Source organism: Sphingomonas sp. 35-24ZXX, assembly GCF_000786215.1.
GTDB lineage: Bacteria > Pseudomonadota > Alphaproteobacteria > Sphingomonadales > Sphingomonadaceae > Blastomonas.
Map to the genome: position 1 here is coordinate 274,067 of NZ_JROG01000003.1, position 14,658 is coordinate 288,724.

Here is a 14,658-nt window from a genome sequence, read left to right on the forward strand (position 1 = left end):
GTCAGTCCACCAGCCTGGCAATGGTCAGCTTGACCACGTCTTCGGCCTCGTCGACGGTCAGGTTCTGGTCCTGCCGCAACCGCCGCCATGTCTGGAAGCCAGCGCACATCTCGATCGCGGAAAACAGCGTCGCATCCTTGCGAAAGGCTTCGGGCAGAACGCCTTCGAGCCCCGTGCGCTCCAGATGCAGGAATCGCTGATAGTTGAGCATCAGATATTCCGAGCTGAACCGGCGGATGCTGGCCGCGATCTTGAGCGGCATGATCCGGTCGTAGATGATCGCACGGCGTTCGAGCAACTGGTCTAGCTGGGCGCGCCAGCCTTCACCGGTAAACGGTTGCTGGATGATCGGCATGATCTCCGCTTCCATCCGCTCGGTCATCTCGCTGTAAAGGCTATCCATTTCCTCGAAATGGCGGAAAACCGTGCGCGCACTGACCCCGGCGCGCTCTGCGATTTCGGCGGCGCTGGGCTCCATCTTTCCGCCCAGAATGATGTCGAGCATGGCATCGACGATGGCTTGTCGGCTGCGTTGGCTGCGTTGCTTGCGCCCATCGGGGTGGCGCGCAGGGGGGGTGTCAATCATGTAACACGGCTTATCGACAAGCGCCGTCTCTGTCACCCCTTGCCGCCAATTTGGGTGAGAATCGGTTGCAACCACGGCATGTTCATCGCCTCGGTCGACAGCACGGTTTCGATGTTCAGCTGTCCGTCGAGTCCGGCGCTGCGATGCACCGCAATCTCGCGCCATTCGTCGGACATCGACATGCGCACCATGTCGCCGCGCTTGGGATAGACACCGATGGCGACCTCGTCCCACAGCTCGCCGACCTGGCCCAGCGAGAGGAAGGTGACATCAGCAGCGAACATCGCAACCCCGCCGAACTTGGGCAACAGCTGGGAGACCGCACGGCCGTAGATCATGTAAGCCTCACGCCCGGTCAGATCGGTCTCGCGACCGTCCTCATAAACCGCCTTGTCCTTGAACTTGAGCAGGTTGATCATGAAGATCGGCCCGTCGGGGCCAGGCTGCATCAGCCCCGCCATGGTCTCCGGATTGCCGGGGAAAACCTCGTTGAGCACGGTAAACGGCTGCGGCATCGCGGATATCCTCTCCTGTTAGCTTGGAGAGAAGGCTATATATTGACATAGATGGTGTCAATATATTCCGGAGGCAAAATGAGTGCTCAGAGGCGCAGCCCCATGTCAGCCGATATGATCGCGGATCACCTGCAAAAAGGCTTCGCCATAGGCCTCGAGCTTGCGGGTGCCGACCCCGGAGATGCGCGACAGCGCCTCCATCGTTTCCGGGCTGCGCTCGGTCATTTCGCGCAATGTGCTGTCGTGGAAGATCACATAAGGCGGCACGCCGGCCTGCTGCGCCAGATCGCGGCGGCAGGCGCGCAGGGCCTCGAACAGCGGGTTGCTGACCGGATTGGACGTATCGCCGCCGCGTTTGCCCTTGCGGGTGCGCTTGGGCGGCAGGACCAGCGGCAGCTGCACCTCGTCACGCAGGATCGCGCGCGCCTGCGGCCCTAGCATCAGCCCGCCATGTTCGTTGGTGCCGAGCGCATCGCGGATCAGCAGCGCCCGGGCCACGGGTTTGATCAGCAGCGCCTCGTCATCGTTGATGATGCCGAACACCGACAGCCGGTCATGCCCACGCTGTTGCACCTTGTCGTTGGTCTGGCCGCGCAGCACCGCTTCGAGATGGCCGATGCCAAAGCTCTGCCCGGTCCGGTAGACGGCCGACAGCAGTTTGCGCGCGGTCTGGGTCGCGTCGATACTGGCAGGCGGGCTCAGGCAATTGTCGCAATTGCCGCACTGTTCGGGTGGATCCTCGCCGAAGTGACGCAGCAGCACGGCGCGCCTGCAGCCGCCGGTTTCGACAAGTGCGCCGAGCGCGGAGATGCGGGTACGCTCGCCCGCCTGGCGTTCGGGTTCGATCTCGGCAATCCGCATCCGGGCACGGGCAAAATCGTCCGCCGCCCAGAACAGATGGGCTTCGGCCGGTTCGCCATCGCGTCCGGCGCGGCCTGATTCCTGATAATAGCCCTCGATCGACTTGGGCAGCCCGGCGTGCACAACAAAGCGCACGTCGGGCTTGTCGATGCCCATGCCGAACGCGACGGTCGCGCACATCACCATGTCTTCGCTGGCGATGAACGCGTCCTGGTTGGCGCGGCGCTCATCGGGCGGCATGCCGGCATGATAGGCGCGAACCTCGCGGCGGCCATCCCGGCTTAATTGCTCTGCCAGCTTCTCGGTGGCGGCCCGGGTCTGGGCGTAGACGATGCCGGGGCCGGGGTTGGCGCTGACAAGATCGCCGATCTGCCGGGTCAGCCCGTCGCGCGGGTGGACCACATAACGGATGTTGGGCCGGTCAAAGCCGGCGATGATCATGCCATCGGGGGTGATCCCGAGCTGCTTGAGAATGTCCTCGCGGGTATGGGCATCCGCCGTGGCGGTGAGCGCCAGGCGCGGGCAATCGGCAAAGCTGTCGAGCAACGGCCGCAGCAAGCGGTAATCGGGGCGGAAATCATGCCCCCATTCGGACACGCAATGCGCCTCGTCGATGGCGAACAGCGCGATCGGGGCGCGGCCCAGCAGGTTGCGGAACCCTTCCGAACTCGCGCGTTCCGGGGCGACATAGAGCAGGTCGAGTTCGCCCGCGCGAAACCGGTCCTGCGTCTGTTGCCAGTCGGAATCGACCGATGTCAGGCTGGCGGCGCGGATGCCCAAAGCCTGCGCCGCGCGCAGCTGATCGTGCATCAGCGCGATCAGCGGGGAGATGACGACGCAGCATCCCTCGAGCGCGACCGCGGGCAGCTGATAGCATAATGACTTGCCCGCGCCGGTGGGCATGATCGCCAGCGTGTTCTGCCTGGCGAGCACGCGGCTCACCACCTGCTGCTGGACGCCGCGAAAGGCCGAAAAGCCGAAGGTTTCTTGCAGGACGTCGAGCGGATCGCGATTCATCCGCCCGCTCTTATGGGGGCGGGCTGGTGCAGGGAAGGGAAAAAGGCCTGGCGCGCTCGCGCCGATCAGGCAGCGTTGTCGATGCCCAGCTCAGTCAGCTTGCGGTACAAGGTCGAACGGCCGATCCCAAGCCTGCGGGCAACCTCGGTCATCCGGCCTCTGTAGTGCCCGATGGCGAGGCGGATGACATCGGCCTCGATTTCCTCGAGCGGGCGCAGATTGCCGTCTTCGGCATAGAGCGTGATGCCGATGCCGTCGTGGCTGGCCGTTGCCCGGCGCGGTTCCTCCTCACCCAGCATGTGGGTGAGCTGCGGGAACTCGGCCGTGGTCAGCGCATCGCCGTCGCAGAAGATCGCGGCACGGAAAAGGGCGTTCTGCAGCTGACGGACATTGCCCGGCCAGTCATAGCTGGAGAGCAGCTGCAGCGCTTCGTCAGTGATTCCCAGCCCGCGCAGGCCCGGCTGCTCGGCGATGCGCGCCAGGAAATGTCGGACGAGCGCGGGGATGTCGCTGGTGCGGTCGCGCAAGGCGGGAATCGTGATGTGCACCGGCGCGATCGCGAAATACAGGTCCTCGCGGAAGGTGCCCGCTTCGACCATGGGCTTGAGCGGCATGTTGCTGGCACAGATGAAGCGGACATCGCAGCGGAAGCTGTGCCGCGCACCGAGGGGCCGGATTTCGCCCGCGCGGATCGCGTCTGCCAGCTTGGCCTGCGATTCGAGCGGCACCTGGTCGATTTCGTCGATGAAGATCGTGCCGCCCTCGACCCGCTGGATTACGCCCACATGCCGGTCGAACGCGCCGGGAAAGGCACCGCGTTCATGGCCGAACAGCTGCGATTCGATCTGCCCGCTGGAGGCGCCGGCACAGGTGACGAGCCGCAGCGCGAGCTTCGAGCGCGGGCTCGAGGCGTGAATGGCACGCGCGATCATTTCCTTGCCGGTGCCGGTTTCGCCTTCGATCAGCACCGGCGAATGCGTGCGCGCCGATTTGGCGGCGATGGCAAGCGCCGCGCGGAACCGCGGCGACGATCCGATCATCTCGTCGAAGTCGAGCGGGGCAGCGATTTTTTCGGTGAGCGGCCGCAGTTCCGCTGCATCATCGGTGCGCGCTGCGGCGTTAAGCGCGGCGACCAACCGGTCGGGCGCGATCGGCTTGATCAAATAATCGGTGGCACCAGCGCGCATCGCTTCGACCGCGAGCAAGGGCGAGGTGCTGGTGGTCAGCATCAGGATCGGCAACGCGGGGCGGCGCGCCTTGAGCTCCGCGATCAGTTCGGCGGCGTCATCCCCCGGCACCCATTGGTCGAGGATGATCGCGTCGAGCATCATCCCTTCCTGCGTGCCCAGCATGGCAATCGCGGTTTCCGAATCGTGCGCGAACACCGTGCGCCAGCCAGCCTTCGCGGCCAGCGCAGCGACCAGACGGCACTGTGCCGGTTCGTTATCGATCAGCATCACCCGGCGGGTCTGCTGGTCAGCGTCTGTTCGTTCCTTTGCCATCAGCATCAGTGCGTAGCGACATGTGGTAAAAACCCCATTAAAGTTGTGCTTGCATCCCCCCTAGCGATTTGCAGCTTGCGGGATTGAGCGACACCCGGCATTCGGTTAAGGCGAACCGAAATCAATTTCGGCACCAATTGCAATGGGGAAGGCTCTGACCATGGCCAACGACACGTCCAGCAACAATATCGAATATGCCCGCCAGACCTATGAAGGCTTCATGGGCCTGCTCAAGACCGGTTCCATCATCGCGGCGCTGGTAACAGCGTTCGTCGTCGTCCTCATCGCCAGCTGACCGGCGGCGGCATGAAGATCGCGGTCCTCAAGGAGCAGGCATCGGGCGAGCGGCGCGTTTCGGCGAGCCCTGAAACAGTCAAGAAGTTCATCACTTTGGGTGCTGAGGTCGCGGTGGAAACCGGGGCAGGCGAGTTTGCATCGGTTTCCGATGCCGATTTCGCAGCCGCGGGCGCCACGGTCGGCTCGCGCGCCGATGTGGTGGGCGACGCGGACATCATCTTTGGTGTCCAGGGCCCTGATCCTGACAGTCTCGCGGGCGCCAAACCCGGTGCGATGATCGCAGCGTCGCTCAATCCGTTTGGCGAACGCGCCCGGATCGATGCCTATGCGGCCGCCGGTTTTCAGGCCCTCGCGCTCGAGTTCATGCCGCGCATCACCCGCGCGCAGTCGATGGACATCCTGTCGTCGCAATCGAACCTTGCTGGCTACAAGGCCGTGCTCGACGGTGCGGCCGAATATGGCAAGGCCTTCCCGATGATGATGACCGCGGCGGGCACCGTCTCTGCCGCCAAGGTCTTCGTGATGGGGGTGGGCGTTGCCGGCCTGCAGGCAATCGCCACCGCGCGCCGCCTGGGCGCGCAGGTCTCTGCAACCGACGTGCGTTCGGCCACCAAGGAACAGATCCAGTCGCTGGGTGCCAAGCCGATCTTCGTCGAGAATGTTGCGGGGATCGAGGGTGAAGGCGCAGGCGGCTATGCCACCGAAATGTCGGACGAGTACAAGGCGGCGCAGGCCGAATTGGTCTCGGCGCATATCGCCAAGCAGGACATCGTCATCACCACCGCGCTGATCCCCGGACGCCCCGCACCGCGGCTCGTTTCCGATGCGCAGGTGGCCAGCATGAAGCCCGGCAGCGTGCTCGTTGACCTCGCGGTCGAACAGGGCGGCAATGTCGAAGGCGCGGTCGCGGGCGAGGTCGTTGTTCGCCACGGCGTCAAGATCGTCGGCCACCGCAACGTGCCTTCGCGCCTCGCGACCGACGCATCTGCGCTGTTTGCGCGCAACCTCTACAACTTCTTCTCGGCCTTCTGGGACAAGGAAACCAAGGCACCGGTCTTCCCCGACGACGACGAAATCGTCCAGGGCGTCCGCGTGACCATGGGTGGCAAGGTTGTGAGCGAAAGGCTGCTCGCCAGCTGATCCTCAGCGGTTGAACATTTGACCGGCTTGGCCCGGACCTTTCCCGCGCGATCGCATGGCCGATCCGCCGGGACGAATGGAGAATATGAAGATGGATTTCATCTCGATCCTCTCGATCTTCGTGATGGCCTGTTTCGTGGGCTATTACGTCGTCTGGTCGGTGACGCCCGCGCTGCACACGCCGCTGATGGCGGTGACCAATGCGATTTCGTCGGTGATTATTGTCGGCGCGCTGATCGCCAGCGCCGAGGCCGGTTCTGCCGTTGCCAAATATCTGGGTCTGCTGGCGGTCGTGTTTGCCAGCGTCAACATTTTCGGCGGCTTTGCCGTCACCGAGCGCATGCTTGCGATGTACAAGAAGAAGGAGCGCAAGTGATGGCTCTGGGGGCAGCAATGAACATGACTCGTCGTCCACTGACCTTCGCCGCAGCCGCCGTCAGCGCGCTGACGGCTATGCCCGCGTTCGCATCGGGCGGCGATGCCGCGCCGGTGAGCCCGTGGGTGTCGCTGGCCTATCTGGTCGCAGGCGTGTTCTTCATCCTGGCATTGCGCGGGCTTTCCAGCCCCGAAACCAGCCGCGATGGCAACCGCTTCGGCATGATCGGCATGGGGATCGCGGTCATCACGACGCTGATCACGCATGACATCGCCAATATCGTCGAGATCATCGCCGCCATCGCGATCGGCGGTGTTGCCGGCTTCGTCATCGCGCGCAAGATCAAGATGACCGACATGCCGCAGCTGGTCGCAGCATTCCACTCGCTCGTCGGTCTGGCCGCCGTGCTGGTGGCGCTTGCGGCGTGGCTGAACCCCGAAGCGTTCGGGATTCTTGATGCTGCGGGCCAGATCCTCGCGGTCAGCCGCGTCGAAATGGGCCTGGGTGTCGCGATCGGTGCGATCACCTTCTCGGGTTCGGTCATCGCGTTCCTGAAATTGAACGGCAATATGTCGGGCTCGCCGATCATGCTGCCGGGCCGCCATGTCATCAACCTGGGCGTGCTGGCCGCGATCCTGGGCATGATCGCCGTCTACACCGTGTCCGCCGATGGCGGTCCGGGCGAAGGCTATCTTTTCCTGCTGATCACCCTGCTGTCGTTCATCATCGGCTTCCTGCTGATCATCCCCATCGGCGGCGCAGACATGCCCGTCGTCGTCTCGATGCTCAACAGCTATTCGGGCTGGGCGGCCGCAGCGATGGGCTTCACCCTGTCGAACACCGCGATGATCATCACCGGCGCGCTGGTGGGCTCGTCGGGCGCGATCCTCTCGTACATCATGTGCAAGGCGATGAACCGCAGCTTCATTTCGGTGATCGCGGGCGGCTTTGGCGCGGATGCGGGTGGCGGTGGCGGCGCGGGCGCAGCCAAGGTCGACCGTCCCTGGAAGCGCGGCAGCGCCGAAGACGCAGCCTATATGATGAAGCAGGCCGAAAGCGTGATCATCGTCCCCGGTTACGGCATGGCGGTGGCGCAGGCGCAGCACGCACTGCGCGAAATGGGCGATCTGCTCAAGAAGGAAGGCGTCAGCGTCAAGTACGCGATCCATCCGGTCGCAGGCCGCATGCCAGGGCACATGAACGTGCTGCTCGCCGAGGCCAACGTGCCCTATGACGAGGTGTTCGAACTCGAGGACATCAACAGCGAATTCGCGCAGACCGATGTCGCCTTCATCATCGGCGCCAACGACGTGGTCAATCCGGCAGCCAAGACCGACAAGTCCTCGCCGATCTACGGCATGCCGGTGTTCGATGTCGACAAGGCCAAGACGGTGTTCTTCATCAAGCGCTCGATGGGCGGCGTGGGCTATGCGGGGGTCGACAATGATGTCTTCTACATGGACCAGACGATGATGCTGCTGGCCGACGCAAAGAAGATGGTCGAGGATATCTGCAAGAACCTGGGGCACTAAGCCGCATGCGCAAGATCGGCCTGATCGGCGGGATGAGCTGGGTTTCCACCGAAACCTATTACCGCCTGATCAACAAGGAAGTGCAGAAGCGCGCCGGATCGCTGTGCAGCGGTCCGATCGCGATCGAGAGCCTCAACTTCTGCGATCTGGCGCAGATCCGCACGCCCGAGGGCTGGGATCATGCGGCGGAAAAGCTGATCACCGCGGCGCGGTCGCTCGATCAGTCGGGCGCGACTGCCATCCTGATCTGCGCCAATTCGATGCACAAGGTCTATGATCGGGTGCAGGCGTCGGTCTCGGTGCCGATCATCCACATCGCCGATTGCGTCGGCGAGAAGATGCAGGCCGATGGTATCAAGCGCGCCGCGATCATCGGTACGCGCAACGTGATGCTCGAGAGCTTCTACCGCCAGCGACTTGTGCGCCATGGTATCGGGCTGCTGGCCCCCAGCATGGAACGCGTCGAGGAGATCGACCGGATCATCTATGACGAGCTGATGGAAGGCCGGGTGGTCCGCGAATCGGAGCGTACGATGAAGACCTTCCTCACCAACATCGCCAAGGAAGACGTCCAGGCGGTGGTGCTGGGCTGTACCGAGCTGGAAATGATCATCGACACCAAGGCCAACGTGCTGCCGATTTATGATGGCACGGCAATCCATGCGCATGCCGCGGTGAACTGGATCATGGGCGAGGCTTGAGTCTGACGCTGGCTTGCGCCTAAAGCGCGAAGGCCTGTGCCGGATGGCGGCTAGGCCATCGGAGTCGCCAGAAACAATGTACCCCCGCGCACCTTATGCCTGCGATCCGTCGAACTCGCGCGGGCGGCAATATGCCGAAAGCGGGGCGCCAACGCGCGGTCCGCGTGGTGCGTTTCAGCGCGACCGCGATCGCATCATCCATTCGATCAGCTTTCGCCGGTTGCGGCACAAGACGCAGGTGTTCGTCGCGCCCGATGGCGATCATTATCGCGTCCGGTTGACCCACAGTCTGGAGGTCGCGCAGATCGGACGCACCATCGCGCGCGCGCTGGGGCTCGACGAGGACCTGACCGAGGCTTTGTGCCTGGCGCATGATATCGGCCATCCGCCCTTCGGCCATGCCGGCGAAGACGCGCTGCTGGAAGCGATGGCGGGGCAGGGCGGTTTTGATCACAACGCACACACATTGCGCGCGCTGCACGTGCTCGAATCGCCTTATCCCATGTGGCAGGGGCTGAACCTCAGCTGGGAGGTGCTGGAAGGGCTGGCCAAGCATAACGGGCCCGTGATTGAGGCGCCCTGGGCGCTGGCGCAGATCGATGCGGCCTTCGACCTTGATCTGCCGCATTTCTCGTCATTGGAAGCGCAGGTCGCAGCGGTCGCCGACGACATCGCCTATGACAATCACGACATCGATGACGGGCTTCGTGCGGGTTTCCTGTCGTTCGATGACCTGCTGTCTCTGGGCAGTGCGGCGCGGCAGTGGGACGCCATTCGAGCACGTTTCCCTGGCGTGGCGGAAGACCGGTTGCGGTCGGAATTCGTGCGCGACCAGATCGGCCTGATGGTCAATGACGTCATAGCGTCGACGCAGCAGCGAATCGCTGACCTCAAGATCGGCAACAGCGACGATGTGCGCGCAGCAGGGCAGATGATCGCGGGCTTTTCCGATGCGATGGCCGCGCAGGAGCGCGAGCTCAAGGCGTTCATGTATGATCGCCTTTACCACCACCCCCGCCAGCTGGAGGCGGCCGAACTCGCGCGGCAGGTGATCGCGGCGCTGTTCGCCGCCTATCACGCCGATCCTGCACTGCTGCCGGACGATTGGCGTGAGCGGCTGCCGGCGGATGAACCGCTCAAGAGCCGCCACATTGCCGACTTTCTGGCAGGCATGACCGATCGCTTTGCGCTGACCTGCCACCGCCAGATTTTCGGCCATGCGCTCGAGGGGCTCAGCCACGTCTGACCCGTCTATATTGCATCGCAGCATAATTTGATTGACAGCCCTTGCAGCTTTTGGTCATTCCGTCAGCGTCGATGGGGCGCAAGCTCTTGAAAACGACACGGGAGAGCGCGGGGTGCAAGCCCCGCCACCGAAGGAGCAACCGCCCCGGAATCTCTCAGGTCATCGGGACCGTGTCGTTAGTCGGCGCTCTGGAAAGAGAGTGGTCCTGCCGGGCTGCTCCACCGAAGGGGTAAATGGCCGGGCTCGCCCGCTCATGAAAGCTCTCAGGTTCAAGTGACAGAGGGGGTTGAATGCCGGGCATGGCCTATGGGGGCTATGGACGCTGTTCAGCCTCATGCCACTGGAGTGCCCTGATGACCGACTTTATCGCTGAAATGATGGAACGCCTGCCCGAGAAGCTGCTACCGCTCGATGCTTGGCATCGCGAGCGCGGCGGGCGCATGGTGCCCTTCGCTGGCTATCAGATGCCCGTTCAGTATGAAGGCGTGATGGCCGAACATCTGTGGACGCGCGAGAATGCCGGTCTGTTCGATGTTAGCCATATGGGCCAGGTACTGCTGACCGGCGAAGCGCCGGACGTCGCGCTCGAAGCGGTCGTGCCCGGCGAGATCCAGAAGCTGGGTGTCAACCGCATGCGCTATTCGGTGCTGCTGAACGATGAGGGCGGCATCCTGGACGACCTGATGGTCACCCGGCGCGAGCGCGACCTGTATCTGGTGGTCAACGGCGCCTGCAAATACGACGACCTGGCGCACATGCGCGAAGTCTTTCCTGACGAGGTGGTGATCACCCTGCTCGACGAACGCGCGCTGTTCGCGCTGCAGGGTCCCAAGGCCGGCGAAGCACTCGCCAGCCTGATCCCCGATGTCGCATCGCTCTATTTCATGCAGGCCGGCGCGTTCACGCTCGATGGTATGGCGCTTTGGATCAGCCGCTCGGGCTACACCGGCGAGGACGGCTTCGAGATCAGCGTCGATTGCGATCATGCCGCTGCCTTGGCGGATCGTCTGTGCGCGCTCGAAAGCGTCAAGCCGATCGGCCTGGGTGCCCGCGATTCGCTGCGGTTGGAAGCGGGCCTGCCGCTTTACGGCCATGACCTTGATGAAACGGTGAGCCCGGTCGAAGGCGATCTGGCGTTCTCGATCAGCAAGCGTCGCCGCAGCGAGGGCGGCTTTGCCGGGGCCGAACGCATTCTCGAAGAGCTCGCCGAAGGCGTGGACCGCAAGCGCGTCGGCCTGATGGTCGAAGGCCGCCAGCCGGTACGTGAAGGCGCAGAGCTGTATGTCGGCGACCGCATGGTCGGCAAGGTGACCTCGGGCGGCTTTGCCCCCTCGATGGGCGCGCCGATCGCGATGGGACTGGTCAAGGCCGCCTTCATCGAAATGGGTACCGTTCTCGAAGCCGAAGTGCGCGGCAAGCGCATTCCGGTCACGGTGGCCCCGATGCCGTTCGTGCCGCACCGTTACCACCGCGCGAAAGCTGTCTGATTATCTCACGAGTTGATGGAGCAACAACATGAGCCGTTATTTTACCGAAGAACATGAATGGGTTGAAGTCGAAGGCAAAGTCGCCACGGTCGGCATCACCGAATATGCGCAGGAACAGCTGGGCGATGTCGTGTTCGTTGACGTGCCTGGTGAAGGCAAGCAGTTCGACAAGGGCGACGAAGCCGCCGTGGTCGAATCGGTCAAGGCCGCAAGCGACGTCTACAGCCCGGTTTCCGGCACCATCGTCGAAGGCAATGACGTGCTCGCCGACGAGCCGGCCCTGGTCAATTCCGACCCCGAAGGCGACGGCTGGTTCTTCAAGCTCGAACTTTCCGACCCCAGCGAACTCGAAGGCCTGATGGATGAGGCCGCATACAAGAAGTTTGTCGCAGGTCTCTGATTTCTAACGATCGAACCTGCAGGCACTGAAGCGATAAGGATCTGATAAGGCGATGCGCTATCTCCCCCTCAATACCCAGGACCGTGCCTCGATGCTCGCGACCATTGGCGCGGCATCGATCGACGATCTGTTCATCGACATCCCCGAAGAGGCCCGGCTGACCGGACCCATTCACGATCTGCCGATGCACGCGCCCGAAATGGCGGTCGAGCGGCACATGAAGAAACTGGCGGCACAGAATGTGGTGGCCGGAGACGTGCCGTTTTTCATGGGAGCAGGGGCCTATCGCCATCATGTTCCCGCCTCGGTCGATCACCTGATCCAGCGCGGCGAGTTCCTGACCGCGTACACGCCCTATCAGCCGGAAATCGCGCAGGGCACGCTGCAGATGCTGTTCGAATTCCAGACCCAGGTTGCACGGCTGCTGGGCTGCGATGTCGCCAATGCGTCGATGTACGATGGCTCGACGGCGTGCTGGGAAGCGATCAGCATGGCTCGGCGCATCACCAAGCGCGGCACGGCCCTGCTGTCTTCGGGCCTTCACCCGCATTATGTCGGCGTCGCCAAGACGATGGCGCGGTTCACCGGCGATGCGCTGGTGCACCAGGCACCCAGCCTTTCGGCCGAGACCGACATCGACGCGCTGATCGGCCAGATCGACAAGAACACCAGCTGCGTCGTGGTCCAGTATCCCGATATTCTGGGCCGGATCGACGACCTGTCGGCGCTGGCGAGTGCCGCGCAGTCGGCTGGTGCGCTGCTGATCGCGGTGGTGACCGAGCCGGTTGCACTCGGCGCGCTGCGCAGCCCGGGAGAAATGGGCGCAGACATCGTTGTCGGCGAAGGCCAGTCGCTGGGCGTCGGCCTGCAGTTTGGCGGACCCTATGTCGGCCTGTTCGGCTGCAAGCAGAAATATGTCCGCCAGATGCCGGGCCGTCTGTGCGGCGAGACGGTGGATGCCGAGGGCAAGCGCGGCTTCGTGCTGACGCTGTCGACCCGCGAACAGCACATCCGCCGCGAAAAGGCGACGAGCAACATCTGCACCAACAGCGGCCTGTGCGCGCTGGCGTTCAGCATCCACATGACGCTGCTGGGCGAAAAGGGTCTGCGCGGTTTGGCCGAGATCAACCACGCCATGGCGGTGACCGCCGCCGAGCGTCTGGCCCAGGTGCCCGGCGTAACGCTGCTCAACGATAGCTTTTTCAACGAGTTCACGCTGGTTCTTCCCGAAGATGCTCGGCATGTCGTGCGCGAGCTGGCGGATCGCCAGATCCTGGGCGGTGTGTCGCTGGGCCGGCTGTTCCCCGAAGAGGCGGGCCTTGCCAACGGGCTGGTCGTCGCCGTCACCGAAACCGTCTCGATGGACGATATCGAAGCATTCGCTAACACCCTTCAGGAGTTGCTGGCATGAGCATGAACAATCAGGGCCGCCCCACCCGGCAGGCTGAAGACACCGTGGTCGAATTCGCCGCTGCCACCAGCACCGGCAACCGCGCACTGATGCTGGAAGAAGCGCTGATCTTCGAGATCAGCGATCGGACCCGCACCGGTGTCGATCTCGCCGAAGCCCCGAAGGTCGCCTCGCGGCTTGGCGGGCTGGAGCGCAAGGCGGCGATCGGCCTGCCCGGTCTGTCCGAGCAGGAAACCGTGCGTCATTACACGCGCCTGAGCCGTCAGAATTACGCGATCGACCTCGGCCTTTTTCCGCTGGGATCGTGCACGATGAAGCACAATCCGCGTCTCAACGAGAAGATGGCGCGGCTGCCCGGCTTTGCCGACATCCACCCGCTCCAGCCGATCCACACGGTGCAGGGCGCACTCGCGGTGATCGACGAACTGGGCGAATGGCTCGTCAAGCTGACCGGCATGGCTGGCGTTGCAATGTCGCCCAAGGCCGGCGCGCATGGCGAACTGTGCGGAATCCTCGCGATCCGTTCGGCGCTCGAAGCCCGCGGTGACAAGCGCTCGGTGATTCTGGTGCCTGAAAGCGCACACGGCACCAACCCTGCGACCGCCGCATTCGTCGGCTATCAGGTCGAAGACATTCCCGCCAAGCCCGATGGCCGCATCGATGTCGATGCGCTGATTGCGCGTCTGGGCCCGGACGTCGCTGGCGTGATGATCACCAACCCCAACACCTGCGGCCTGTTCGAGCGCGACCTCAAGGTCATCTCGGACGCGGTGCATGAAGTCGGCGGATTCGTCTATTGCGATGGCGCCAACTTCAACGCGGTGGTCGGCAAGGTGCGTCCGGGCGATCTGGGCGTGGATGCGATGCACATCAATCTGCACAAGACCTTCTCCACCCCGCATGGCGGCGGCGGTCCTGGTTCGGGCCCGGTGGTGTTCTCCGAAGCGCTGGCTCCTTTTGCGCCGCTGCCTTTCGTCGAGCGTCTCGACGATGGCAAGCTGGTGCTGATCGAGGAAGAAAGCGCCGAGGATCACCACGCGTCGAGCTTTGGCCGGATGGTGGCGTTTCACGGCCAGATGGGCATGTTCACCCGCGCGCTGTCGTACATCCTCAGCCATGGCGCTGACGGACTGAAACAGGTTGCCGAAGACGCGGTGCTCAACGCCAACTATGTCCTTCGCTCGCTCGAGGACATTCTCGATGCACCGTTTGCTGCGGCAGGTCCGTGCATGCACGAGGCCCTGTTCTCCGATGCCGGTTTTGCCGAGGGCTTCTCGACCCTTGATCTCGCCAAGGGACTGATCGACGAGGGCTTCCACCCGATGACGGTCTACTTCCCGCTGGTGGTGCACGGTGCGATGCTGGTCGAACCGACCGAGACCGAAAGCAAGGCGGCTCTCGATCAGTTCATCGGTGCATTCCGTTCGGTGGCTTTGCGCGCCAAGCAGGGCGATCCGTCGCTGCACAGCGCCCCGCATTTCGCGCCGCGCCGCCGTCTCGACGAGACGCTGGCCGCGCGCAAGCCGGTGCTGGTGTGGACCGAGCCTGCGATCGAGCAGGCCGAAGCTGCCGAGTAAACCTTCTCAA

14 protein-coding genes and 1 riboswitch are annotated in these 14,658 nt (G+C 63.7%); of the genes, 10 read left to right on the forward strand and 4 right to left on the reverse strand.

The window, feature by feature from the left end; genetic code table 11:
• Position 1: 1 nt before the first annotated feature.
• The 4 genes from LI72_RS04000 to LI72_RS04015 all read right to left on the reverse strand — a co-directional run bounded on the left by LI72_RS04000 (position 2) and on the right by LI72_RS04015 (position 4,487).
• Positions 2–586 carry a TetR/AcrR family transcriptional regulator gene (locus LI72_RS04000; RefSeq protein WP_033924574.1) on the reverse strand — a complete coding sequence of 195 codons (585 nt, stop codon included), beginning with the start codon at positions 584–586 and terminating at the stop codon, positions 2–4.
• A gap of 32 nt (positions 587–618) precedes the next feature.
• Positions 619–1,101 carry a hypothetical protein gene (locus tag LI72_RS04005; RefSeq protein ID WP_033924575.1) on the reverse strand — a complete coding sequence of 161 codons (483 nt, stop codon included), beginning with the start codon at positions 1,099–1,101 and terminating at the stop codon, positions 619–621.
• Positions 1,102–1,206: 105 nt separating this feature from the next.
• The gene (gene recQ, locus LI72_RS04010; RefSeq protein WP_033924576.1) at positions 1,207–2,979 is read right to left on the reverse strand and encodes a DNA helicase RecQ; all 1,773 of its coding nucleotides are present in this window, start codon (positions 2,977–2,979) and stop codon (positions 1,207–1,209) included.
• A gap of 65 nt (positions 2,980–3,044) precedes the next feature.
• Positions 3,045–4,487: a sigma-54-dependent transcriptional regulator gene (locus LI72_RS04015; RefSeq protein WP_231562357.1), complete on the reverse strand. Its 1,443-nt coding sequence runs from the start codon at positions 4,485–4,487 to the stop codon at positions 3,045–3,047.
• A 154-nt stretch (positions 4,488–4,641) separates the two neighbouring features.
• On the opposite strand from LI72_RS04015, the gene LI72_RS04020 reads away from it, so the two are divergent.
• From LI72_RS04020 to gcvPB, 10 genes are all read left to right on the forward strand, one after another.
• Positions 4,642–4,776, forward strand: a complete 135-nt coding sequence (locus LI72_RS04020; RefSeq protein WP_033925271.1) for an aa3-type cytochrome c oxidase subunit IV — start codon at positions 4,642–4,644, stop codon at positions 4,774–4,776.
• Between the two features lie 11 nt (positions 4,777–4,787).
• Positions 4,788–5,918 (forward strand): NAD(P) transhydrogenase subunit alpha, encoded by a 1,131-nt coding sequence (locus LI72_RS04025; protein ID WP_033924577.1) that lies wholly within the window; start codon positions 4,788–4,790, stop codon positions 5,916–5,918.
• Between the two features lie 91 nt (positions 5,919–6,009).
• Positions 6,010–6,294 (forward strand): NAD(P) transhydrogenase subunit alpha, encoded by a 285-nt coding sequence (locus LI72_RS04030; protein ID WP_026091457.1) that lies wholly within the window; start codon positions 6,010–6,012, stop codon positions 6,292–6,294.
• Between the two features lie 77 nt (positions 6,295–6,371).
• Positions 6,372–7,826, forward strand: coding sequence for an NAD(P)(+) transhydrogenase (Re/Si-specific) subunit beta (locus LI72_RS04035; RefSeq protein WP_033925272.1), 1,455 nt, complete (start codon positions 6,372–6,374; stop codon positions 7,824–7,826).
• A gap of 5 nt (positions 7,827–7,831) precedes the next feature.
• On the forward strand, positions 7,832–8,527 hold the full coding sequence (locus LI72_RS04040) for an aspartate/glutamate racemase family protein (protein WP_033924578.1): 696 nt from the start codon (positions 7,832–7,834) through the stop codon (positions 8,525–8,527).
• A gap of 76 nt (positions 8,528–8,603) precedes the next feature.
• Positions 8,604–9,773, forward strand: coding sequence for a deoxyguanosinetriphosphate triphosphohydrolase (locus tag LI72_RS04045; protein WP_033924579.1), 1,170 nt, complete (start codon positions 8,604–8,606; stop codon positions 9,771–9,773).
• A gap of 88 nt (positions 9,774–9,861) precedes the next feature.
• A riboswitch (glycine riboswitch) is annotated at positions 9,862–9,954 on the forward strand.
• A gap of 172 nt (positions 9,955–10,126) precedes the next feature.
• Positions 10,127–11,260 carry a glycine cleavage system aminomethyltransferase GcvT gene (gcvT, locus tag LI72_RS04050; protein WP_081984619.1) on the forward strand — a complete coding sequence of 378 codons (1,134 nt, stop codon included), beginning with the start codon at positions 10,127–10,129 and terminating at the stop codon, positions 11,258–11,260.
• Between the two features lie 28 nt (positions 11,261–11,288).
• Entirely contained in the window at positions 11,289–11,660 is a 372-nt protein-coding gene (gcvH, locus tag LI72_RS04055) for a glycine cleavage system protein GcvH (RefSeq protein WP_033924580.1), read from the forward strand.
• 52 nt (positions 11,661–11,712) lie between these two features.
• Positions 11,713–13,071 (forward strand): aminomethyl-transferring glycine dehydrogenase subunit GcvPA, encoded by a 1,359-nt coding sequence (gcvPA, locus tag LI72_RS04060; RefSeq protein WP_033924581.1) that lies wholly within the window; start codon positions 11,713–11,715, stop codon positions 13,069–13,071.
• Positions 13,068–14,648, forward strand: a complete 1,581-nt coding sequence (gcvPB, locus tag LI72_RS04065) for an aminomethyl-transferring glycine dehydrogenase subunit GcvPB (RefSeq protein WP_033924582.1) — start codon at positions 13,068–13,070, stop codon at positions 14,646–14,648. Before gcvPA ends, gcvPB begins: the two co-directional genes overlap by 4 nt.
• Positions 14,649–14,658 lie beyond the last annotated feature (10 nt).

Bases quoted from the DNA above. Each gene is read 5' to 3' on its own strand.
- gcvH (WP_033924580.1), top strand. From the start codon at position 11,289: ATGAGCCGTTATTTTACCGAAGAACATGAATGGGTTGAAGTCGAAGGC.
- LI72_RS04015 (WP_231562357.1), bottom strand. From the start codon at position 4,487: ATGCTGATGGCAAAGGAACGAACAGACGCTGACCAGCAGACCCGCCGG.
- LI72_RS04005 (WP_033924575.1), bottom strand. From the start codon at position 1,101: ATGCCGCAGCCGTTTACCGTGCTCAACGAGGTTTTCCCCGGCAATCCG.
- gcvT (WP_081984619.1), top strand. From the start codon at position 10,127: ATGACCGACTTTATCGCTGAAATGATGGAACGCCTGCCCGAGAAGCTG.
- LI72_RS04030 (WP_026091457.1), top strand. From the start codon at position 6,010: ATGGATTTCATCTCGATCCTCTCGATCTTCGTGATGGCCTGTTTCGTG.
- recQ (WP_033924576.1), bottom strand. From the start codon at position 2,979: ATGAATCGCGATCCGCTCGACGTCCTGCAAGAAACCTTCGGCTTTTCG.
- gcvPB (WP_033924582.1), top strand. From the start codon at position 13,068: ATGAGCATGAACAATCAGGGCCGCCCCACCCGGCAGGCTGAAGACACC.
- LI72_RS04035 (WP_033925272.1), top strand. From the start codon at position 6,372: ATGCCCGCGTTCGCATCGGGCGGCGATGCCGCGCCGGTGAGCCCGTGG.
- LI72_RS04040 (WP_033924578.1), top strand. From the start codon at position 7,832: ATGCGCAAGATCGGCCTGATCGGCGGGATGAGCTGGGTTTCCACCGAA.
- gcvPA (WP_033924581.1), top strand. From the start codon at position 11,713: ATGCGCTATCTCCCCCTCAATACCCAGGACCGTGCCTCGATGCTCGCG.
- LI72_RS04000 (WP_033924574.1), bottom strand. From the start codon at position 586: ATGATTGACACCCCCCCTGCGCGCCACCCCGATGGGCGCAAGCAACGC.
- LI72_RS04025 (WP_033924577.1), top strand. From the start codon at position 4,788: ATGAAGATCGCGGTCCTCAAGGAGCAGGCATCGGGCGAGCGGCGCGTT.
- LI72_RS04020 (WP_033925271.1), top strand. From the start codon at position 4,642: ATGGCCAACGACACGTCCAGCAACAATATCGAATATGCCCGCCAGACC.
- LI72_RS04045 (WP_033924579.1), top strand. From the start codon at position 8,604: ATGTACCCCCGCGCACCTTATGCCTGCGATCCGTCGAACTCGCGCGGG.